Origin of the sequence: Nostoc commune NIES-4072, from assembly GCF_003113895.1 — a bacterium.
GTDB lineage: Bacteria > Cyanobacteriota > Cyanobacteriia > Cyanobacteriales > Nostocaceae > Nostoc > Nostoc commune.
Genome location: NZ_BDUD01000001.1, coordinates 4,480,589 through 4,503,378, shown reverse-complemented (window position 1 = coordinate 4,503,378; position 22,790 = coordinate 4,480,589). Strand labels below are relative to the sequence as shown.

The window sequence follows — 22,790 nt, the reverse complement described above, 5'->3', positions numbered from 1 at the left end:
GGGGTAATTCCGAAGCTTCGCCTCTCCCCCGATAATTTGTTATTTGTCCTACCCTGCGGGAAGCCGCTAAGGAGTCTATGTCATTTGTCCTTCGTCCTTTGTCAGTCGTTTATTTTCTCCTAACCAATGACTAATGACCAATGACCAATGACTAATCCGTGATTGTTACACCCATATTTTTAGCCGTTCCTGCCACAATCTTCATTGCCGCGTCTATGTCGTTGGCATTAAGGTCGGGGAGTTTCGTTTGGGCTATTTCTTGCAATTGGGCTTTGCTAATTGACCCAACCTTCTTTTTGTTGGGTTCATTAGAGCCTTTTTCAACTTTCGCCGCCTTCCGAATCAGCACTGATGCTGGTGGCGTTTTGAGTACAAATGTGAAACTCCGGTCTTCAAAAACCGATATTTCTACAGGTATCACCATTCCAGCTTGGTCTGCTGTTTTGGCGTTGTACTCTTTGCAGAACATCATGATGTTAACGCCATGTTGACCCAAGGCGGGACCAACTGGCGGTGCTGGGTTGGCTTTTCCAGCATTCAGGGCCAGTTTAATGACCGCCACTACTTTCTTCGCCATTTGTATTTAACTCTGTTTTTCTACCTGATTAAATTCCAGTTCTACTGGTGTATCCCTGCCGAAAATTGATAGCAAGGCTTTAAGTTTACTCCGTTCTGGAGAAACTTCAATTACCTCGCCTTCAAAATCTTTAAATGGGCCAGAAAGCACCATTATCTTATCACCAGTAGCCATGTCAATTTTGAGAACCGGCTCTTGTTCGCTGGTTTGTTTGAATATACGTTCGACTTCTGAAGAACTCAATGGTATGGGGTTCACATGACCGCGACCCTTACTGCTACCACGCTTTTGTTCTGCACCAACAAAATTAATTACATGGGAGGTGTTTCTTACCACCTGCCAGGTATCATCATCCATCATCATCCGCACCAGCACATAGCCAGGGAAAACTTTTTCTTCTGTATGCTGGCGACTGCCATCTTTACGGATTTTCACCGCCGGCGTTTGCGGAATTTCTACCTGAACAATTTTGTCGGCTACATCAAAAGTTTGAATGCGTTGCTCTAAGTTAGTCTTTACACGTTTTTCACAGCCTGAGGCTACTTGCACTGCATACCAGCGTGCTTCTTTTGACGCTGTTTCTGCTGTTTCTGCTGTTTCCTCCGACTGGAACGTGGAGTTGCGAGGTTCGTCTGTTGCAAAAGTCATCAGAACACCTGTTTTGCTGCCCAACCAAACAATCCATCGATCAAGTATATCAAAGATGCCGAGAGTGTAACCATTAACAACACAGCTGCGGATTCGCTCACTATCTGTTTCCGACTGGGCCAAACGACTTTTTCAAGTTCTTCTTTGGTTCCCTGTATGAAGTTGTTAAAGCTAAACCCATTTGTGGTTTCTGGCAATTCTGCTTCACTTTTTTTGGCCACGACCCTTAAATCTCCCGTTTGTCACTCAATTTTGGATTTTGGATTTTGGATTTTAGATTTACCCCATGCTTTAAGGCAAAAACACTCAATTTCAGATTTTGGGTTGTCCATTTGATTTTTTGTCAATCCCTTTGGGTTCAGCAGTTACTCATGGGGGAAACCCCCAAGACCGTGCTGCTTCACCAAAATTTAAAATTTAAAATCTAAAATTTGTTCATCCAGGTTTGCAGTTTCGACTCTATTTCACTTACTGAAAGCAAAACAACTACAAATACAATAAGTTTACCCGAAATTATTATCGCTAACTGCTAATATAGCAGCTGCGTAATTATTTCGGGCTTTGTTTTTTGCTCTTGAGCGCGCCCTGGAGGACTTGAACCCCCGACATCAGGTTTTGGAGACCTGCGTTCTACCAACTGAACTAAGAGCGCACAAGCTGTTTTTGATTCAGTATATTGCGCTGAACTAATTTTTCAGTTTAACGCAACACGCGATTTTTATCATACCTCAATTTCCTCGAGAAAACAAGTTAGCGGCAGATGCCGCTTAAGATTTCTCTCATACTATTGAAGGACGAATCACAAAGGGCGGTCAAACCGTTGCTTGATCCGGGTTGCCTTACCTACGCGATCGCGGAGATAATACAGTTTAGCACGGCGTACCTTACCACGACGTAATACTTTGATGCTGTCAATTCGGGGAGAATGCAACAGAAACACCCGCTCAACGCCCACACCTTGAAATACCTTACGGACTGTAATAGTTTCGTTAATGCCACCGTTGCGCTTGGCAATTACTACTCCCTCGTAGGGTTGTACGCGGTATTTTTCGCCTTCTTTGATTTTCACTCCGACTTTTACGGTGTCGCCCACATAAATGTCGGGTAGATTCGATTTTAGCTGTTCCGCTTCAATCGAGCGGATAATCTCTTGAGCGCTCATAGTCTTTGCTGTCTGCTTAAAAAAATCTCACGATCATCAATGATAAATCGATAATCCTATTTCAGTCTACTTGTTAGGATTAATAATTTTACTGATACAACAGCCTAAAGTTCAAAGCTATATTACAGAATGCTGTAACACTGGGGTGAACTTTATGAAATTTAGCGTCGTCATCAGTACCTATAATCGCTTAAATTTGCTGCAAAGAGCAATTGATTCGGCTCGTAACCAAACAATCGAGTGTGAGGTGGTTGTTGCCGATGACTGTTCTTCTGACGATACCCAAACCTATATCAAAAGTTTAGGGGACAAGGTTGTTTACCATCGTAACGAAGTGAACCAGGGCCATGCAGCAACGGTAAATGCTGGAGTTGCCAAAGCTAGCGGCGACTGGATTAAGTTTTTAGATGATGATGACTATTTAGCACCTAACTGCATAGAAGAGATGATGAAGGCGATCGCACTTCGTCCCGATGCTGTAATCTGCTCTTGTGTGGCGGCTCAGGTTGATAGTAATGAAGTTGAACTCAGTCGCACTCCCCAAGTTGGCCCCGGTTTAGCTTTTTATATTCCACAAGCCGATATTCACTACGGTATGCTCTTAGAGCTTGTACCATTTGGCACACCTGTACAAGTTGCTTGCCGACGTGATGCTTTTCTGCAAACCGGCGGTTGGGACTCTACACTTGATGCTAACTGTGATGATATCGATTCCTGGATTCGGATTGCCCAGTTTGGTGATGCTATTTTCCTTAATCAGTGTCTTGCTTACCGCACTATCTGGCCAGGTGCTTATAATCAAAAGTTTTCTTTGTCTCAACGGTTAGCTACGAATATTTTGATGAAGGAAAAAATTTACGCCCTGGTGGATGAGCAACATCGCTCAAAAATTCCTCATTTTCAGGATATAAAAAATTACCTGAAACTCCATTGGATTTTAGTAGCACTGAAGCAAAAAAATATTAAGAGTTTTCTTTCAATGATAGATCCTTCTATAATTTATCCTCAGTCTTGGAAGTTTTTGCTAACTGCTGCCTCATCACGCCGCTCTCAGGGAAACAATTCTCAGATTCGTAAACTTGTGTTGATTGAGCCGTAACTTATTAAGCTTTAACGATGGTTTTTGCTGTTCAAAACTTAGCATTTACAAAAAATTCGTAAATTTGTGACGAATTAAGAATTAAAATTGAAATGAACCGAGAAATCTGAGCAGCAGCTTTTACTGCTCAGATTTCAGTGAGGGCGCAGAGTCTGTTTTCGTCAATTCGCTATGAACTATATGCAATTTAGTACTGGCATGTATAATCTCGCCATACTATGCTAAATCTGAGCGCTAGACGATGACGTTACTGCCAACTACCAGATTTGTCGCGGTGAAATTATCCAAAGTTGCGAAGGTGTTAAAAGAAGAGTAACTAGGAGAATAAGAAATAAGAACTTCAACTAGTGTAGAAGTACCCGATTGCACAAATTTTAAGTGGCCATCACCGATGGGATTGCTGCTACTGTAGCCCTGACTCTTAAACAGGTCAGTGAAGACTAACTTATCCTGGCTCTGATCAAAGTCAGTGATTGTACTATTGTAATCGCTTAAGGTTTGGTAGATGAACTGGTCATTACCGCTACCGCCAGTCAAGGTATCGGAACCTCCACCACCAAGCAAAATGTCATCACCAGCACCGCCAATGAGGTTATCATTACCTAGATTACCAACCAGGGTGTCATTACCTTCACCACCAAGTAGGGTGTCGTTACCTTCACCGCCCCGCAATAGGTCGTTACCACTCAAGCCGTCGATGCGGTCATCGCCCCCTTCACCATTAATAACATCACCTGAGTTTTCAAAGCCATTGACATTATTGTTTAGGTCATTAAGAAAGGTGACTGTGTTCTTGTTGAAGATGCTGGTTTGGGTGGAGTTGGCATCAAAGACATCAAAGCTGTCACTAATGCTGGTTTGCCCATCAAACAAGATATTGCCCAGTGTCCATAGGTTATCTAGGTTTTCCAGGGGAAAGTTTTGCAGGATAATTTTGTCATCAGCTACCCCTTCAAAGGTGACTTCCAGATTACTAGCATTCTGAGTGAGTAGCATATTTCGAGCAGTCAATCCAGCACCTTGAAATTTTAGGGTATCCAATTCGCTAATAACTGCTGCCGAGGGATTTGAGCCTTTACCTAAACCACCAAAATCGGTAATGGTATCAACACCGTCACCTAAGTTGTAAACAAATTTATCATTGCCGCCGCCACCAGTTAGGATGTCGTTGCCTTGATTACCTGTGATGGTATCGTTCCCGGCTTGACCGTTAATTATGTCACCGTAGTTCTTGCCTACTAGATTATCAGGGCCATTGGTTCCATTCAGTCCATTGAACTCTAATGCACCAATATCAACCGTATTCTCAGATATTCTGTCAAATCCAGGGCCGCGCTGGTCAGTGGTAATACCTGGTGGAATCAGGGCATTATTGCCTGCGTTAATGGCAAGACTATTCCCAATTAAGGCATTAGTCAACGTTGTACCACCGTTATTTTGCAGGGCGCTGAGTTTTGGGTCAATGGGGTTGGCGCTGGTGCCGACGAGGGTGCTGGTAGTAAAGCCAGTGCTAGCAGTGTTATCGCCAATTAGGTTATTTCCAGCGTCGGTGAACTTGCCGGAAACGTCACGGGAATAACCGGAAAGGTCATAGGGATAATCAGGCTCGACGAAGAAGTTGCCTGCAATGATGGTATTGCCAACGATAACAGTGCCGCCATTACTGACAACGCCCCCACCGTTCCCAATCTCACCAACATAGCCCTCTGCTGTGTTACTGGTAATGGTGTCATTGGTGAGGGTGAGAGTGCCACTGTTAAGGATGCCGCCGCCGGTATAATATACACTATTATCAGAGACAGTGCTGTTAGTCAGGCTAAAAGTACCTGAGTTTGAGATACCACCGCCGTCTGCCGCACCATTACCAGAAACAGTGCTGCGAGTAATATCAACGCTGCCTGAGTTATAAATGCCACCACCATAGGATGGGTAAGGGTTAGGGCCGATGCCGTGTTCATTTCCATTGGCGTACGCATTATTATTAGAGATAGTGCTGTCAGTTATACTAAGGTTGCCTGTATTGAATATGCCGCCCCCGTAGGCAGTGTCGGAATAGACGTATGTACCATTACCAGAGACAGTGCTGTTAGTTAGGCTAAGAGTGCCTTTGTTAAAGATGCCTCCGCCTAATGATGACCCACTATTACCAGAGACGGTGCTGCTAGTTAGGGTAAGAGTACCTTTGTTAAAGATGCCGCCTACTAACCCCGTATTGTCAGAGACAGTGCTTCCCGTCAGGCTAAGGCTGGTATTGGTATTGAGCAAAATACTGCCCAAGGGGTCATTAGCATTAGCAATTTTCAAACCATCAATGCTGGCATCTGTGCCTGTGCCGGATATCTCGAATACCCCTGAGAGATTATTGCCGCTAATGGTGAGGTTAGATGCCCCAGTCCCCAAAATCGTAATATCATCAGTAATCGTTAATTTTCCAGAGGTGAGGGTGATGATATCCGGGGTGGCATCGGTGAATACGCCCGCAAAGGTAATCGTATCCGCCCCAAGAGTCGCATTGGCATTAAGGATAGCCTGCCGCAATGACCCTGCCCCAGAATCGTTGGTATTAGTCACCACTGTGTCAGTATTAACAACAGGTGGATTAGTTGTGGGGGTCTGGACTTCATAAGCACCAATATCAACAACACCATTAAATATCCGGCGAAATCCAGCGCCGCGTTGGTCAGTGGTGATACGAGCAGGTGTTAGAGAATTCTTGCCAGCATCAATAGCGGGGCTACCCGCAAGTAACGCCTGGGTAAGGGTTGCACCACCGTTATTTTCCAGCAGTCCGAGTTTGGGGTCAATGGGGTTAGCACTTGTGCCGACGAGGGTGCTGGTGGTAAAGGCAGTGCTACCAGTATTATTGCCAATCAGGTTATTGCCGGAGTCAATTAGTCCACCACGCACATCGGGGTCTATATTACCGGAGGTGGAGTTGTCTAAGTTGCCTGCAATGATGGTGTTATTAACTTTGACGTGATAAGAAGAATTAAAGTAACTAAAAACACCGCCGCCATCACCAGTACCATCACCATCTGAGTCAGCTGTGTTGTTATTAATTGTGTTGTTGATTAGGGTCAGCCTGTTGTCACTGACGTAAGCAAAGCCATTGTATATGCCACCGCCATCATTTAACGCTGTATTGCCAGAGATGGTGGTGTTAATTAGAATAGCTGATCCGGGATCATAATCTACACCTGCATTATAAATGCCACCGCCATCACTTAACGCTGTATTGCCAGAGACAGTGCTATTGGTCAGCCTGAGAGTACCACCACTATAGATACCACCGCCGAAGTTTGCCGTATTGCCAGAGACACTGCTGTTAATTAGGCTGACAGTACCAATATTACCATTAGAAGCGTCATTATAAATGCCGCCTCCCAGATTATTGTTATTGGCAGAAACACTGCTACTTTCCCAGGTATTTCCATAAACACTGCTTCCCGTTAGGCTGAGACTACCAAGATTATAGATACCGCCTTGCGTATTGCCAAAGACGCTGGTGTTAGCAAGACTGAGGATGCCGCTATTAGAGATGCCACTTCCTGCTTTATTACCAGACACACTGGTGTTTGCTAGACTGAGAATGGAGTTTCTATTAACCTTTATACCGCCACTAGCGATCGCCAATCCATTTATACTGACACCTGTCGCTAGTCCCGATATCTCGAATACTGTAGAGGCATTATTTCCACCACTCACAGTCAGATTAGATGTTCCAGTCCCCAAAATAGTGACATCATCGGTAATTGTCAGTTGTCCAGATGTGAGGGTAATGGTATCTGGGGTGGTATCTGTGAATATTCCTCCAAAGGCGATCGTATCATCCCCAGCAGTAGCATTGGCTAAGTTAATTGCCTCCCGGAGTGTTGTGATGCCGTTATTGCGATCGCCATCATCTGTATCTCCAGTATCATTCACTGTGAACGTTGCTAGTACTCCTGCGTAAGCTTGACGCGTGGTTTCTGCAAACGCTAGAGTTACTTCCATTTGGGCAGTGCGTACTTCCAGTTCCCAGTTTCCGCCTAATGCTGCATTGCCTATCAGCTGACGAGAAGCGGCAATATTCGCTCCTGTAAGTTGGTGCAATTTGGCAATAAATTCTGCCCCCACATCACCAAAAGCTACATTGCAACTATAGATTAGTAAATTCCAGGGGTTATGACTTTTAGTAGAGGCGGAAAATATCTTCTGCCATTGTTGGAGTTGCTGGCTATGATATTCAAGGGTATCGAGTCCCAAGTGAGCATTGCCCAGTTGTAAGTTACCAGGGGTACCGTGGCAAACAATATGAATGCTGTTAATATTTTGGTCAGCACGAGTTGCTAAAATTTCCGTAATTTGGTCAACACCGTTCTTTGTTGAGTCAATAACAAATACTTCTGTGTGGGAGATAACACCATTAATTAAACTCTGATAATCTGCAACTGCCGTGTCAATGAAGACCAGGCTATGGATATATGAAGCGGGAATTACAGAATTTAATTGGAAGTGTGGAGTATGTAAGGTTGCCATTTTGTTACTTCAAGTTAAGATTTTGAGTTCAATTAAAACTGACTGAAGCTTTGCTATTCCTGGGTTTTCACACACTTGTAAGTAGTAATACTGAATTAGTGATTACTATTAATTTCTTTGTTTATTATCAGTCTGATTGCTACTTTTGTAAAGCCAGAAGATTATTTCAGGAGAGCAAAGAAGGCTGTAGCGATTGAAATACCAGATTTAATCTTGATAATTTTGGATTTTTACCCCGATTTATCTAGCTATTAATGAATAAGTCTTTAAGCTAAGTAATTAGTTATAAGTACTGTTGGTCAGTAGTAAGTGTTAATTTTACGCACTACTGACTCTTTTTGAGTTGTCATTGAACACCTCAAGAATTAGGTTGATTTCCACTCAGCTATTTATCAAGAAAGGCAGAGGGCAGGTCTTGCTGAAGGCAGAAGGAAATTCTGACTCAAGACTCTGCCCACGACCAAAGGGAGTAAGGGTTTAAGACCCCCACCACAATCTCTGCCACAGGTGTCCCCAATTAAGTACGGTGTTGAATCCCCGAATATATTGAACCTTCTGCCCTCTGCCTTCTGCCTTCTTCAACTTTATTTTCTATACATATCTCAAAGATTATGCGAATCATCCATATTTTGAACCACGTTCAAGAAATAGGTAACGGTATTGTAAATGTGGCTGTGGATCTGGCTTGTTTACAAGCAAAATCTGGTCATGAGGTAGCGGTTATTTCGGCTGGTGGTGAATATGAGAAATTACTAAATATATCTGGTGTCAAACACTACCAACTAGACCAAACCAGGAAACCGATAAGTATTATTAAAGCAGCTGTGCGTTACCTGGCGATCGCCGCAGAATTTCAGCCGGATATTGTTCACGCCCACATGATGACGGGAGTCATCCTAGCTCGCATTTTTAAAGGGCATAAATATGCTTTAGTTTCCACAGTCCACAATGAATTTCAGCGTTCTAGTCTGCTGATGGGTTTAGCTGACAGGGTAATTGCTGTCAGTAAGGCTGTACGAGATTCTATGGCACGGCGCGGTATTTCCGAAAACAAGCTGCGGGTAATATGTAACGGAACTTTGGGCAGCCCCCGCACGCGACAAATACAAGATTATCAACCTTTACCATTACAACGTCCAGCGATCGCAACTGTAGCCGGGATGTATCAACGTAAGGGAATTGCTGAGTTAATCGCTGCTTTTGAACAAATTGCCTCAGATTTTCCCCAAGCGCATCTTTATTTGGTAGGAAATGGCCCTGATAAACAGCTATTTGAGGCCCAGGCACAAGCAACTTCTGTAAAAGAACGCATCCATTTTGAAGGCTTCCAACCGTCACCTCAACGTTATCTGATATCTTGTGACATATTTGTGCTAGCTTCTCACCGCGATCCTTGCCCCTTGGTACTTTCGGAAGCAAGAGTTGCTGGAATTGCGATCGTTGGCACTCAAGTAGACGGGATTCCTGAAGCTTTGGATAATGGGGAAGCAGGAATTTTAGTGCCAGCAAAAGATAGTAATGCTTTGGCTGGAGTTTTAGGGCAATTACTGAGTAATGCCGATATGCTGCACGAATGGAAACAACGGGCAAATCACAACCTAGAGTGGCTGAGTGTTGCCCGCGTCCATCAGGAAACACTGGCGGTGTATCGTGAATTAATTACAGAATGAGAGCGTTAACAGTGTAGCGATCGCTTTACTTTTAAAGCTACACCTAAAGCGCCAAAAACTAGTACACCCAAAACATTAGTTGATTCAGGAACAGCAGTGTAATAACTACCCACTCTAATTGGCCCATCTTTATCCACTTGCTCTGCTGGCACTGGTGGGATGATTCCACCACCTGGTGATACATTGGGGTTGGTAGCGAATGGATTGTAAAACAGAGTTCCCTTTGGGATTACGCCACCACTAAAAGTGATGATGTTATCTTTTACGGTAATGTCTGAAAAAATATCCTTTAGATCAGGGTTATTAGAGTAACCAATCTTCCCATCTCCATTAACATCTCCCCACTGCACAGGTTCATTATTAAATACAGGAGTAGAATTTGGATTACTATAGGCAAGCGTTTTTAAATCAAAGACCAAGCTTTCTATATCGTACCCAGTATCGTTTAGAAAGTTATTAGCTACATCTGAGACACCAAATTCTATTACTTGCCCTGGTTGATACTCTGGCCCAAGAGTTCTTGGCTTTTTCGTTTCGAGTATGTCTTCATTTTGAGTTGTCACGATGGGTTCTACTGAGATGAAGGCTCTCGCTGGTGTCAAAGACAATAAACTAATTCCTGCTGCTCCTAGAACAGATAAGGCTATTTTGGTTGTTATTGTAGTCATATTTCTGTCCTCTTTATATTGATTGAGAGAATACTATACTGTGTGGGTTAAATCAAACAGCAAAAACTCATTTTTAAACCGCTATCTAACTGCTAGATAAATAGCGGTTAATATGTGCCTGCCTAGTGAGTTTATATTTACTCATAGGTTGATTTATAAAACAATTCTTGTAATGCCTTATCAAAATAACTAGTAATTTTACCCAATCTTTATAAAAAATCTAAATTAGAACTTATGCGTTGACAGATTAGACAATATGTGAATTTGAAAAAAGTTGAGTTTAACGTGATCTACCAACAAGTTTTGAAGTTTTTTTTGTTGGCAAATCACGTTAATTTAACGTGAATTCGACAGTTTAAGTCAGGGAGAGGTTTGTCGAACTCAGGTTAATTTAAATTCCAGCGTAGAACGTGTTGAAAAATTTAATCCCTATCCAATACTGCTCGGGTAAAGGATTTTTAACTCGGAATTAGGTTTCGGGTAAAGGTTAAAGGTTTTTTCTTTCCCCTTTCCCCTTCGCCTTTTCCCCAAAACCCGACAAGTATTGAATCCCTATCAGGGATTCAAATCAATTTTTTCGTAAATCCACGCAACCAAATTAATACTGGCTTCGCCCAATTACCACCGAGCAAATCGTGTAGCAGAATATAAAAACAGGGGATGATAAACAATGTCAGCATTGTAGCGATCGCCATCCCAAAGAAAACTACAATCCCTAAAGGCTGCAAAAATTCAGAACCTTCGCCAATGCCCAATGCCAAAGGAAACAGTCCCAAAATAGTGGTGACTGTAGTCATGATAATTGGGCGCAAGCGTTGAGGGGCAGCTTTCATGATCGCAATTTGGCGACTACAACCAATTTCATCCCGAATTTGGTTCGCCAGTTCTACCATTAAAATCCCTGCGTTTACCACAATTCCCACCAGCAAGACGACACCAACAATTACAGTTGCGCCAATTGCAGTTTGGGTAATGTAAAGTCCAAAAAGTCCTCCAGCTAATGCCAGTGGTACGGTGAACATAATTACCAATGGGTCAATCAGCGAATTGTATTGTACCGCCATGACTACAAAGATCAAGAACGTTGCCAACGCCCCCAAAGTTTTTAAAGCATCCTGAAGTTGCTGATTAGTTTCTTGGGCAGAACTAGGCACAATTGAAACGCCATCAGGTAAGTCTACATCTTTGAGTACCTGGTTGATTTCTGCGATCGCTTCACCAAGACTAGCCCCCTCGCTCAGATTACCTGCCACAATAAAAGCTTGGCGCTGATTAATTCGTTGCACCTCACCAGGCGCTTGACCTTCTTGAATGTTCGCAACGTCTGAAAGGCGGATTAGTTGATTATTTTCTGTAAATAGCGGTAATTGCTCTAGCTGGGAAGGACGCGCAATTGCTTCCTTATTTAGCTGCACCCGCACATCAACTAAACGATTACCGCGTTGAATTTGCGTAGGAACTGAACCTTCAATTGCTGTTTGAACTGTTGCACCAATTTGCCCGGCGCTCAACCCTAAAGCCGAAACTCTTTCCCAGTCAGGGCGAATTTGGATTTCCGGTTGCCGGGGGTCGGCATCTGGTCGGAATGTCGCTAATTTTGCCCTTTCTTGCAATGCTTGCAACACTTGTGCGCCTGCTTGCGTTAAGTTTTCTTCATTTTCACCTTGCAGAATCACGTCAACGTCTGACCCTTGCACTGGAGAATTACTCAAAACTAAACCCCGCACCTGACCAGGGTTGAGGCGTAGCAGAATTCCTGCTAAATTGAGTTTGTTAAATTCCTGAGTTACTTTTTTGACGAAAGCTTCTACATCTGTGCCTGGTTTTAGATTGATAGTGCTGCTGGCACGTAAAGGATTTTCTGTAGTATTGCTACCAAACAAAGAACCACCCACAGTTGTGAAAGCAGACTCTGTTTCTGGTTGTTTGAGCAAAATGTCATCGACAATTTGCATAACTTTCTCAGAAGTTCCTAAAGGTGTACCGGGAGGAAACTGCGCTCTCAAGTTAGCTTGCCCAGTACTGATGCGGGGTAAAATTTCTTGGGGAATTTGACCAAACATAAAGAAGCTGCTGCCGCCTAAAATTACCAAAGCAGCGATAACGACGAGGAGCCGATAGCGTAAAACCTTGGTTAAGAAATTACTGTATCCCCGTGTAGCATCTTCAAATCGGTGATTAAACTGTCTAAGCAACCAAAATTCACTGATTCGACTAGACCAGCTAATTCCCAAGAGTCGAGAAGATAGCATCGGCACTACTGTAATCGCTACGACAAGGGATGCTGCGACTGCGAAGCTAATTGTCAGAATCAGTTCATTAAATAGCAGTGCAATAAAGCCGCCAATTAAGAGGAATGGTACTACAGAAACTAAGTTAGCACCTGTAGCAGCAACTAAAGCAGATTCCACTTCTTGGGAAGCATTAATGGCACTGTCAATAAAGAATTTTGAATTTTTCCTCTGCCCCTCTGGCTCCATCTCTTTCTGATTGGGAGTCATCCCTGCTTTTTCAGAAATGTTCTCCAAAATCACAACGGATGTATCAATTGCTTGACCGACTCCTAATGTCAGACCTGCTAAACTAAATACATTCAAAGTTAAGCCAAATATTTTCATCAGAGCGATCGCTGCTAGAGTACACAACGGAATCGTCAAACTGATAATCAATGTTTGCCTGAATGATCCCAAAAATAACAACACTGCTGCTGCTGCTAACAATGCTCCAGAAATCCCTGAAAAGATGACATCATTTAAAGAATTGCGGATAAAAACAGATTCATCTGTGGTGGGACTCAAAGTCATATCTGCTGGAATTAAACCCGATTGTCGTAATTGTTCAATTCGCCGCTTCACAGCATCTACAACGGTAATTGTATTGGCCTCAGGCTGCTTTTGGATTGAAAATTTCACCGCAGGCTGACGATTTAGGTAGACAAATACTCGCTGGTCTTCTGTATCATCAATTACCTCAGCAAAGTCTCGCAAATAAACGCGGCGAGAAGGTGCAGGGGAGGTAGAAGAGGTAGGGGAGGCAGGGGAGACAGGGGAAGCAGGGGAGGAAACTTCTAAGGAGAGGTTTTCAATTTCTTTGGCATTTTGGAAACGTCCTACAGTCCGAGTTAATGGCTCGGAAGTTTGCCCTAGAATCCGACCACCAGAAGTATCTTGGTTACGGGCTGTTAATTCATCTAAGACATCATTTAACCCGACACCCAAAGCTTGCAATCGGTTTAAGTCAACAAGCACTCGTACTTCTTCCTCAGCACCACCAGATACATCGACTGAAGCAACTCCCGGCACGACACTGAGTTCACGGGTTAACTCTTCATCAGCAAATACACGTAAATCTTTGCCTGGCAACGAATCAGATGTTAGCGCCAATTCATAAACTGGCAATTGGGAGGGATCGAGTTTAAATAATCGCGGCTCCTCTATCGTATCTGGCAGTTGTCCTCGCCCTCGGTTAAAAGCAGCAGTAGCATCGTTTAGAGCTTGGTCAATATCGCCCCCTGGTTGGAAGTATAAATCGAGGCTTACCTGTCCTTCACGGGTGCGGGAAAAAACTTGCACTACATTCTCGGTTGCCGATAAAGCTTCTTCTAAGGGTCGGGTGATTTCATCTACTGCTACCTCTGGCGAAATACCAGGGGCTTCTAGTCGGACACTAACTCGTGGATAAGTAATTGACGGTAGGAGATCGACTTGGATCGTGGTGAGAAAAAATACCCCAATGACAATTACTGCCACGGTGAGCATGAGTGTGCCAATATGTTGGCGGATAGCGATCGCACTAAGACTAAATCCGCCATTGCCATTATTATTGTTCGCCTGTTGCATGATACTAAGTGATAAGTGCTGACTACTAAGTACTTTTTTCCTTGGTATGGTGGTTATTACTCACCCTACTATTGCTTTTCTGAAAGAATTGAAAGACTTACAGTGTCACCTTCTTTTAACGGCTTACCACTACGAACAACATAGCGCTCTCCCGTTTGCAAACCGGATAAAATTTCCACTTTCCCATCAGCCCTTTTTCCCAACATTACGGCTCGTGCTGTTACCTTAGTTTTGCCTTCTGTGTCAATAACTACAAATATTTCCCCACTTCGGTCTTGTGAATTTGCCTTTGCTATCCCAGATGTGTTAGCTGGGGAAGACTGCTGTACATTTGTTTGCGTCTCCCCTGTACCCTTGGAGTTTTTAGTGCCTGCTTGTTTTTGAATAGCTGTTTGCGGCACGACTACGCGCTGTTGTGTCTGGTTTTCAAAATTAACTCGCGCCAGCAGTCCACTACCAATTTTCCCTTGAGTATTGGGAATCACTACTTCTACAGGTATCAAACGAGCTGTGGCATCGGCAGCTGGGGAAATGCGCGTAACTCTGCCAATTAATGCTTGATCGGGGAAGGCATCTAAGCGGACTTGTACAGATTGCCCAACCTGAATTTGTGCCAGTTCTAATTCGGAAACTTGCACGACGACTTTCACACGGTTAAAGTCGCCAATTTTTAAGACTTCGCTACCTGCTTGCAGAAGGTTGCCGGGTTCTGTCACCTTTTCTGTGACTACGCCATTGATGGGGGATGTCAGTTGAGCGTAAGACCTGCGCTCTTTGGTTTGAGCAACCAATGCTTGCTGGGCCAATACTCTACCTTGGGCAGCTGCGACGGCTTGCTGTTCTGTACGAACCTGCTCTTGGGCTGCCCGTAATGCCTGTGCTGCTGTTTTTGCCTGGGTACGTGCTTGCTGTGCAGTTTGTTCAGCGATCGCTCCAGCTTTGAACAACCTCTGCTGCCGTTCTGAGTCTGCCTGGGCTTGTACTACTTCTAACCGCGCCCGTTCAACGTCTGCACGGGCATTCCTTACTTGATTGGTTGCTCTAGCTACTTCTGATTTGAGGGCTGTTAATTCTGCTTCTGCTTGCTTTAATTCGGTCGAAAGTATGGCATCATCTAACTTCCCAACGTTTTGCCCAAGCTTTACCGTATCGCCCACATCAAGGTTTAAAGCCAACAACCGAGCTTCCACTTGCGATCGCACTGATACAATCCGAAAGGGTATTGTATTACCTGTATATTCTGGTTGTTTTTCCAGTAAGTCAGTTCGAGCGATCGCCACATCTACAGGTGTTGCACCACCGCGTTCCCTACTAGCAGGACTCTGAGATTGTGCATCTGCTGATTCTTTGGGCGACGAGCCACAACTTGCTGTCAGCAACCCTATACCTAGCAAACAAGAAATAAATAAACTTCTTACAGAGGTAGAGGAAAGTAAGTAATTTTCTTTTTTACCTTTTTCACCTGTTGCACTACTGCTGTTTGCAAGAAGTCTACTCTTTAAATCTGCGTAGGCCCAGTCCGCCCCAGACATAGCTACCTCAGTATCCACAACTGAATTTAACTGGATATTAATGAGCTGGTTGGCGGCTACCGGATCTGTTATTTTCACCTGCTTGTGCGGCTTATTCATATCCAAAATCATTTATTTTTCTCTTATTGGGGAGCTTTTGGGGTTAAACGGCCGTGTTTTACTAAGTAATTGTCAGAGATATCATTAACGAAAAACGGTGAGAATTCATAAGCTGTCTAACAGTAATTTTCTGTAGCAGAAGTTACTGTTTTCCCATAAAAATCCAACACTTCTCACCGCTCTACTTCTTACGCAGAGGTAGAAAATCTTCTTGCAGATAATAAATTATAAACAAAGTATAAATATTTGTTAGTTTTCTGAAATCTACCTATAGGAGAAACCTGGGCTTTTTCTAAAGATATGAAACTTTTTGCCGCACATCCTAACATAGGCAGTATTACAATAATTACCCTTGTTTTTACATATTCATTTTTATTTGGCATAAGTAATTGTACTTATATTATAATTTATTTTATTAAGAATAATAAATATTTATTGCTTTTTTAAGTTTATAATGTATTGGAAGAGACTATTTTTCTTACCCCCCTTGCGTAATATGGCAAGAACAGGGCGATAAGTACCATAGCAACAACAGCAAGAATGAACTTTTTTGCCAGAAATATATTTGCATTAGGTGAGGAAGGTAAGGCGTGACATCATTGCTGAGAATTGTACAAACCACCGATGAATCCCAGATTTCCGAATTTTTCCAGGAATCAGCAGGGAAATGGCGATCGCAACGACGCTACTACACCCTACCGGCGGGAGAAACTAAGGAGATTGAAAGTATCGTTACGATCAATTTTTTAGAGCAGGGCTGTGATGAATTGCAAAAGCTAGCTCAGATGCACGAGTTGTCTGATGCAGGTAGTTTAATCTGTGGTGCAGCAGTTGTATGGGAAAGTACAGATGTGCTAAAGACAAAGAAAGAATCGCAAGGTTCAACAATATTCGGGGTAATGGGAAACATTTTGTATCGCGATCGCGGTTTTGCCATATCCAAACCAGTCACCGCCCAGTATTATTTCTCCAACCCAAAAACACTGTGTTTGCGAACTGAATACAACGGCTCAGTGTTTGAAGAAGAGTTAAAGCTAATTGGCAGCAAATACCGCACCAGACAGACGATCATCTCTCGTGCTGGTGAGCAGTTGATGATTGGGCAATATTTAGAAAATAGAATAGATTAGTTTCTTCCCTACTCCCCACTCCCTATCTACGCAAATACTTTCAAAAATCAAAACGAACTGCTATATAGGATTACTATTTGATTTTTGAACGAAATTAAGTATTGTAGAGTGTGTTAGAACGGAGTTCGTAACGCACTATGAACACGAGTTTGATGCCGTACTCTCCGTGCTAACACATCCTACGTATATTTTCAGAAATCAAACCGGATTCCTATATATAGGATTACTATTTGATTTTTGAACGAAATTAGGTGTTGTAGAGTGTGTTAGAACGGAGTTCGTAACGCACTATTATCAAGGGTTTGATGCGTTACGCTGTCGCTAACACATCCTACGGATATTTTCATAAATCAAACCGGATTCCTATATAACTTTTTATAACAGTTTTGAAAATTTCCCCCAGAAAGTTAATTGCTATGTCATCATGGGAAGTGAAATGAGAATTAATTCGGCGACAGTGTTTGTTTTTAGTATTGACAGGCTTTTCCCTTTTGGTATTACAGACTTCTCTCCGAAATCTAAATCTCTACAAACTTATGATTTTGGAGACATTTAATGTCAATTTACGTTGGTAACCTCTCCTATGAAGTTACACAAGATGCGCTGAGTGCTGTATTTGCAGAATATGGTGCTGTAAAGCGTGTTCAGCTACCTACTGACCGTGAAACAGGTCGTTTACGCGGCTTTGCTTTCGTAGAAATGAGTTCAGAAGATGAAGAAACCAAAGCTATTGAAGCGCTCGATGGTGCTGAATGGCTGGGTCGTGACCTTAAAGTGAATAAGGCGAAGCCCAGAGAAGACCGAGGTGGTTCCTTCGGTGGTGGTAATCGTGGTGGTGGCGGCGGCTATAACCGTGGTGGTGGTGGTGGTCGCTACTAAACTAGATAGGCGAAAGTCATTTAGTTGAATTTAGAAAAGGCTCAGGCAGAAATGCTTGAGCCTTTTTTATGCAAAACTGACAGTTGCTTGTTATGCCGCGCCTATGATTCTCTAAGCAGAGTGCCCTGATGAAAAACCATTTTCCATCGAGCATTGGTCAATTTCCAGATGGAACTTCGGAGCGAATGAACAGGCTGTTCGTCAGATATATATTTGACTACACGGTAAGTTACTAAAACAACCCCTGTTGCCAAAACTAAGGTTTTAAATTCTGTTATCGATCTTTGCGTCAGGGGTTCGATGCGTTCATTCTGCAAGCTGTTGATAATTTGCTGTTTATCGAAAACACGCCCTGAGCTTCCGAATTCAATGAACTCGTCAGCAAGTAAGTCCATGACATCTTTAGCTGACTTTCGTACATCCGGTTGAAGCAAACGCTCTTCTAACTCACGGAAAAGCGATTCCTCTAAATAGTTTGCTTTCATCTACTTGCTGGAGTTGATTATGCTTTCGATAAGATGGCTTACAACCGCCCGATGCAACAGGATTTTTAGGCTGTTTCGCCGTTTGCTGCTTGTGGCATTGACTCAATCAACGCCCTTAACACTTTGTTGACCGATTCTGGTGTGGTGAAAACCTGAGCTACATCTTCATCTAATACCACAACTGTTAATTGTTGCGTTCCACTACGGGCAGCAAAGCGATTAGGCTTTGCCTTTTGATAATCAAAGCTATACTCAGCCTGAAGCTCATCATCAGAATTTTGGGATTTTTCAAAAGGCGTTTCGTTCATAATCTTCACGTTCCCTTCGAGTAGCGAGACGGGCGCTGATGATACGGATAGCATTGGAACGCTCAGTGAAAAAAATCAATAGCAAAAGATTTTGTTGAGAGTGACCAATAATGATTTCTCGCTGCTCATCTATAGAGTGCGCTTCATCATCAAAGATAACTGCCAGAGAATTGCTGAAGACAGTTTTGGCTTCTTCAAAGCTGACACCGTGCTTCTTCAAATTTGCGGCTGCTTTTGATTTATCCCACTCGAACTCCATGACCAGATCATATCCGATTAGCTATGCAGAGTTGATAAAACTGCTCATCTCTAAGGTGAAGTTATCAGAATCCTTGCACGTTTGGGCGGAGGATCTGATCTCATTGCTACGGCTGTTATGTCAAAGGCTGAAGCTCTTAAATTATTAGAATCAGGTGGGGGGATTGTAGAAAATCCTAAAGACTAGTACCGCAAGGCGGAAGTCAAAAGCCAAAATGAATACAACATAAGCGTTTCGTTCATCTGGAATGGACGGTTTATTTCCGCCGACCTGTACTAGGTAAGAATTTCCTAATAGCCAGTCCCCAATACCTAATTAATAATGAGTTGCCGACTTGCGATGATGCACAGCTGTCACCCCATCACTATCTAACAATTTGCCATTTTCGACAGTGGCATAAACTAACCAATGGTCGCCAGATTCCATCCGGTTTTTTACAGAACATTCAAGATATGCTAAGGCATTTGTAAGTATCGGAGAACCATTTTCAGCTTCTTCAGTGGCAACATCAGCAAATCGGTCTTGTCCTGGGCCGAATGGTTTGAGAAAGTGCCTCATCAATCCCAAATGATTGCCTTCTTTAAGAATGTTGAGGACAAATTTGTTTCCTGTATGCGTCAGTGTTTCTACTGCGCGGTCTTTAGCTACAGCTATGGTCAAACCAGGCGGACTAAAGCTAGCTTGAGACACCCAAGAGGCTAACATGGCACTAGAGCGATCGCCTTCTTTTGCTGTGAGAACACAAAGAGAACCGACAATCCGACCAACTGCTTGTTCTACAGTTGTTGCAGGAATACTCTGCGATCGCACTTTTCTAGCTTTCTTCAGGGCTTGGGCAAAATCGGTTCCAGCTTCTTCACATAATTGTAAAGTGGCATCGTCGGGTTTGAATTTTACGCGGATGGTATCAAAACCAAACCGATAGCCAGCATCTTTCAATTTACCTTCAATTAAATCAACCGCTTCCCCACTCCAGCCAAAGGAACCAAAAACACCAGCGAGTTTATTGTTAGTAGCGGTGGATAGGACAATTCCTAAAGCTGTTTGCACGGGTGTGGGTGCATGACCACCGAGGGTAGGAGAACCGATGATAAAACCACCGGCTTTTTCCACAGCCGCCCGGATTTCTTCTGGTTCAGTAAATTCGCAGTTAATCGATTCTACAGCGACACCAGCTTTTGTAACTCCACGAGCGATCGCTTGAGCTAACGTTGCCGTATTCCCATAAGCTGAAGCATAAATCAACGCTACTGTCAAGTCAGCAGATGTTTGCTGTTGACTCCATTCTCGATAAGCTTTGGTCAGGTCAATTAAGCCATAGCGTACCAAAGGGCCGTGTCCTGTGGCATACATTCGCACGGGGAAATCAGCTAATTTCTCCAGCGCTGTCTCAACTTGACGAGCGTGGGGAGCCATGAGGCAATCAAAATAATAGCGCCGATCTTCGTTATATACTTCCCAGCCTTCATCAAATACCTGATCACCACAAACATGCGCCCCAAATAACTTATCTGAGTACAAAATTTCTGTTTGTGGATCGTAGGTGCAAAGTTGATCTGCATAGCGAGGATTGGGGGTGGGAATAAATTGTAAATTATGTCCGTTGCCTAAATCTAAGGTTTCTTCGCCCCGCATCACCAGAATTTGCAAATCTGGATTTTCCAGCGCCGCACGTAAATTAATCGCTCCGGGATTAGAACAAACAAAAGTGATTTGCGGGGCAATTTTCAACAAAGCTTTTAAAGTTGCAGCGCGGTTAGGGTTGACATGTCCCAAAATTACATAATCTAAGTCTTCGAGATGGAAACGCTGCTGCAACGCTTTTAAATAAATTTCTGTAAACGTTTCCCCTGGAGGATCAATAATGGCAGTTTTTTCGCTTTCGATTAAATAAGAATTAGCAGTTGTACCCTTAGCAAGAGCATATTCAATTTCAAACCTGAGCCTCGACCAACTGCGCGATCGCAGTATTCTTGTATCTGTAGCTATTGGATAAACTTGAACATCACGGGGTTTATTTTTTGACATGGCTTTATTGGGGATTGGGGATTGGGTACTGGTGATCGGGTGCTGTAGAACTAGTTACCACTAAACGGTATAAGGGGCAATAGGGATTATTGAGATTGGGTATTTGAAAACTTTTTCCCAGTCCCTAGTCCCTATTCCCCAATCCCTAGTCCCTAATAGTGGTTTCCAACTTTGCGGTGATGCACAGCAGTTAAAGCATCTGGCTTAGAAACTCGTCCGGCATAGACGGTGCTGTATACTGCCCAATGGTCGCCACAATCCATTCTACTGATAACTTCGCACTCCATGTAGGCAAGGGCGTCATTAAGAATAGGCGCACCATTTTCGGCTGGCTGAGTTCTCACTCCTTGAAAGCGATCGGCGCCAGGGGCAAACCGTTTCAAAAAGTGCTTCATTAGTGGTTGGAAATTGCCTTCTTCTAAGACATTGAGAACAAAGCGATCGCCTACTTGCATGAGTGATTCAATCGCCCGATCTTTGGCTACTGCAATGGAGAATCCCAATGGTTTGAAGCTGGCTTGAGCAACCCAGGAGGCTAACATGGCACTGGATACATCGCCTTTTTTGGCAGTAATAATATATAATCCGCCGCTAATTCTACCTAATGCTTTATCTAAGTCAGCACCAAGGGATTTCATAGCTTTGATGCTGCGATCGCGTGTTACCCATTGAGCTAAGTCAGTACCCGCTTCTTCACACAGCTTGTAGGTATTTTCTGTAGGCGTTTGTTTAATCCGAATTGCTGGAAAAACTGTTGTCAAACCCAAATTGCGGAATTTACTCAGCAAAGGATCTATTGGCTCATCATCGCCACCACCGGTTTCAAATACGCCGATAGCTTGTTTTTCTTTGGCAGATCCTAAAACTGTGCTGAGTGCAGCTTGAATGCTCGCAGCGCCAGAAGCTGGAGGTAAACCAACGATTAGCCCAGCACATCGGCTAACTAGCTCCCGCAGTTCTTGTAAATCGACTTCAGATCCCAAATCGACAATTTCCACGGCAACACCAGTTTTGCCGATACCGTTGGCAATTGCTTGCGCGAGGCGATCGCTATATCCGTATTCGGAAACGTAAAATATTCCAACTACCGTTTCTGGCTTGGCTTGCGTTTGGCTCCAAGTGCGGTAACGTCCCACTAGTTCCTCAACATTGTGAGATAATAATGGCCCGTGTCCTGTGGCAATCATGTCAATGGTTTTCAGTTCACCCATTCGTTTCAGGGCAGATAAAACTGAGCGGGCATTCGGCCCCATTAAGCAATCGTAGTAGTAATGAAAGTCTTCTTCGATAGCTGCCAAGTCTTCATCAAAGGTGCTATCTGAGCAATAGTGCAACCCAAAGGCATCGCAGGTATAGAGAATTTTGGTTTTGTGGTCGAAGCTGAAAATGGTATCGGGCCAGTGTAAATTTGGAGCAATCACGAATTCAAATTCATGACCATTGCCCAAATCTAAGCGATCGCCATTTTTCACAATCCGCCGTTTGAATGGCTGATGTACGAAATCTTCAAGAAACTGAATCGCGACTTTAGAACCGACAACGGTTATTTCCGGAGCCATAAGCAGCAAATCTTTAACTAAACCGCTATGGTCTGGCTCGGTGTGGCTGATAATCAAATAATCAATCTCTGTTGGCTTGATTAGTCCGGTGAGCGTATTGAAGTATAGTTGACGAAACTTTTCGTGGGAGGTATCAACTAAGGCAGTCTGCTCCCCACGGATGAGAAACGAGTTGTAGGTGGTACCATTTTGCAGACCAAACTCAATATCGAAGCGATCGCGATCCCAATCCAGAGAGCGAATAGCCGTCGTCTCTTGAGCGATTTCCACTGTCTGTATGGTGAGCCGTTTTTCTGTTTTTTCGGTGAGTGCTACCATAACTCCCCTCCT

The 22,790-nt window shown here is 43.5% G+C and carries 17 protein-coding genes and 1 tRNA gene; 4 read left to right on the top strand and 14 right to left on the bottom strand.

The features are described from left to right. Positions 1 to 151 precede the first annotated feature (151 nt). The 5 genes from rplK to rplS form a co-directional block, all read right to left on the bottom strand. Positions 152 to 577 (bottom strand): 50S ribosomal protein L11, encoded by a 426-nt coding sequence (gene rplK, locus CDC33_RS19850; protein WP_100898684.1) that lies wholly within the window; start codon positions 575 to 577, stop codon positions 152 to 154. 6 nt (positions 578 to 583) lie between these two features. After that, on the bottom strand, positions 584 to 1,225 hold the full coding sequence (gene nusG / locus CDC33_RS19845; protein WP_109009993.1) for a transcription termination/antitermination protein NusG: 642 nt from the start codon (positions 1,223 to 1,225) through the stop codon (positions 584 to 586). Beyond that, positions 1,225 to 1,446, bottom strand: a complete 222-nt coding sequence (secE, locus tag CDC33_RS19840; protein WP_109009992.1) for a preprotein translocase subunit SecE — start codon at positions 1,444 to 1,446, stop codon at positions 1,225 to 1,227. The genes nusG and secE overlap by 1 nt, the downstream gene beginning before the upstream one ends. A gap of 358 nt (positions 1,447 to 1,804) precedes the next feature. Beyond that, positions 1,805 to 1,877: transfer RNA gene (locus CDC33_RS19835), tRNA-Trp, on the bottom strand. Between the two features lie 147 nt (positions 1,878 to 2,024). After that, positions 2,025 to 2,387 (bottom strand): 50S ribosomal protein L19, encoded by a 363-nt coding sequence (gene rplS, locus CDC33_RS19830; protein ID WP_012412089.1) that lies wholly within the window; start codon positions 2,385 to 2,387, stop codon positions 2,025 to 2,027. 154 nt (positions 2,388 to 2,541) lie between these two features. On the opposite strand from rplS, the gene CDC33_RS19825 reads away from it, so the two are divergent. Then, complete coding sequence (locus CDC33_RS19825; RefSeq protein ID WP_109009991.1) at positions 2,542 to 3,486, top strand: glycosyltransferase family 2 protein; 945 nt, start codon at positions 2,542 to 2,544, stop codon at positions 3,484 to 3,486. Positions 3,487 to 3,720: 234 nt separating this feature from the next. On the opposite strand, the gene CDC33_RS19820 is transcribed toward CDC33_RS19825, so the two are convergent. Continuing rightward, positions 3,721 to 8,004: a DUF4347 domain-containing protein gene (locus CDC33_RS19820; RefSeq protein WP_109009990.1), complete on the bottom strand. Its 4,284-nt coding sequence runs from the start codon at positions 8,002 to 8,004 to the stop codon at positions 3,721 to 3,723. Positions 8,005 to 8,615: 611 nt separating this feature from the next. Here CDC33_RS19820 and CDC33_RS19815 point away from each other — a divergent pair. Beyond that, on the top strand, positions 8,616 to 9,674 hold the full coding sequence (locus tag CDC33_RS19815) for a glycosyltransferase (RefSeq protein WP_109009989.1): 1,059 nt from the start codon (positions 8,616 to 8,618) through the stop codon (positions 9,672 to 9,674). 5 nt (positions 9,675 to 9,679) lie between these two features. Here CDC33_RS19815 and CDC33_RS19810 read toward each other — a convergent pair whose 3' ends face one another. The 3 genes from CDC33_RS19810 to CDC33_RS19800 all read right to left on the bottom strand — a co-directional run bounded on the left by CDC33_RS19810 (position 9,680) and on the right by CDC33_RS19800 (position 15,812). Next, entirely contained in the window at positions 9,680 to 10,342 is a 663-nt protein-coding gene (locus CDC33_RS19810; RefSeq protein WP_109009988.1) for a hypothetical protein, read from the bottom strand. A 563-nt stretch (positions 10,343 to 10,905) separates the two neighbouring features. Next, entirely contained in the window at positions 10,906 to 14,181 is a 3,276-nt protein-coding gene (locus tag CDC33_RS19805; protein WP_109009987.1) for an efflux RND transporter permease subunit, read from the bottom strand. A gap of 68 nt (positions 14,182 to 14,249) precedes the next feature. Continuing rightward, a complete protein-coding gene (locus tag CDC33_RS19800) occupies positions 14,250 to 15,812 on the bottom strand; it encodes an efflux RND transporter periplasmic adaptor subunit (RefSeq protein ID WP_244919290.1) in 1,563 nt (520 codons plus the stop codon). A gap of 590 nt (positions 15,813 to 16,402) precedes the next feature. On the opposite strand from CDC33_RS19800, the gene CDC33_RS19795 reads away from it, so the two are divergent. Together CDC33_RS19795 and rbp are read left to right on the top strand one after the other, a co-directional pair. Next, entirely contained in the window at positions 16,403 to 16,942 is a 540-nt protein-coding gene (locus tag CDC33_RS19795; protein WP_109009986.1) for a phycobiliprotein lyase, read from the top strand. A gap of 555 nt (positions 16,943 to 17,497) precedes the next feature. Further along, positions 17,498 to 17,821 carry an RNA-binding regulator gene (rbp, locus tag CDC33_RS19790; protein WP_109009985.1) on the top strand — a complete coding sequence of 108 codons (324 nt, stop codon included), beginning with the start codon at positions 17,498 to 17,500 and terminating at the stop codon, positions 17,819 to 17,821. Positions 17,822 to 17,922: 101 nt separating this feature from the next. Here the strand turns inward: rbp and CDC33_RS19785 are convergent, their stop codons facing one another. The 5 genes from CDC33_RS19785 to CDC33_RS19765 form a co-directional block, all read right to left on the bottom strand. Further along, positions 17,923 to 18,306, bottom strand: coding sequence for a nuclear transport factor 2 family protein (locus CDC33_RS19785; RefSeq protein ID WP_109009984.1), 384 nt, complete (start codon positions 18,304 to 18,306; stop codon positions 17,923 to 17,925). A gap of 65 nt (positions 18,307 to 18,371) precedes the next feature. Beyond that, a complete protein-coding gene (locus CDC33_RS19780) occupies positions 18,372 to 18,614 on the bottom strand; it encodes a hypothetical protein (RefSeq protein ID WP_109009983.1) in 243 nt (80 codons plus the stop codon). Then, on the bottom strand, positions 18,595 to 18,873 hold the full coding sequence (locus tag CDC33_RS19775) for a BrnT family toxin (protein WP_181374084.1): 279 nt from the start codon (positions 18,871 to 18,873) through the stop codon (positions 18,595 to 18,597). The genes CDC33_RS19780 and CDC33_RS19775 overlap by 20 nt, the downstream gene beginning before the upstream one ends. A gap of 315 nt (positions 18,874 to 19,188) precedes the next feature. After that, the gene (locus CDC33_RS19770) at positions 19,189 to 20,901 is read right to left on the bottom strand and encodes a diflavin flavoprotein (RefSeq protein ID WP_109009981.1); all 1,713 of its coding nucleotides are present in this window, start codon (positions 20,899 to 20,901) and stop codon (positions 19,189 to 19,191) included. Positions 20,902 to 21,053: 152 nt separating this feature from the next. After that, positions 21,054 to 22,778, bottom strand: coding sequence for a diflavin flavoprotein (locus CDC33_RS19765; protein WP_109009980.1), 1,725 nt, complete (start codon positions 22,776 to 22,778; stop codon positions 21,054 to 21,056). Positions 22,779 to 22,790 lie beyond the last annotated feature (12 nt).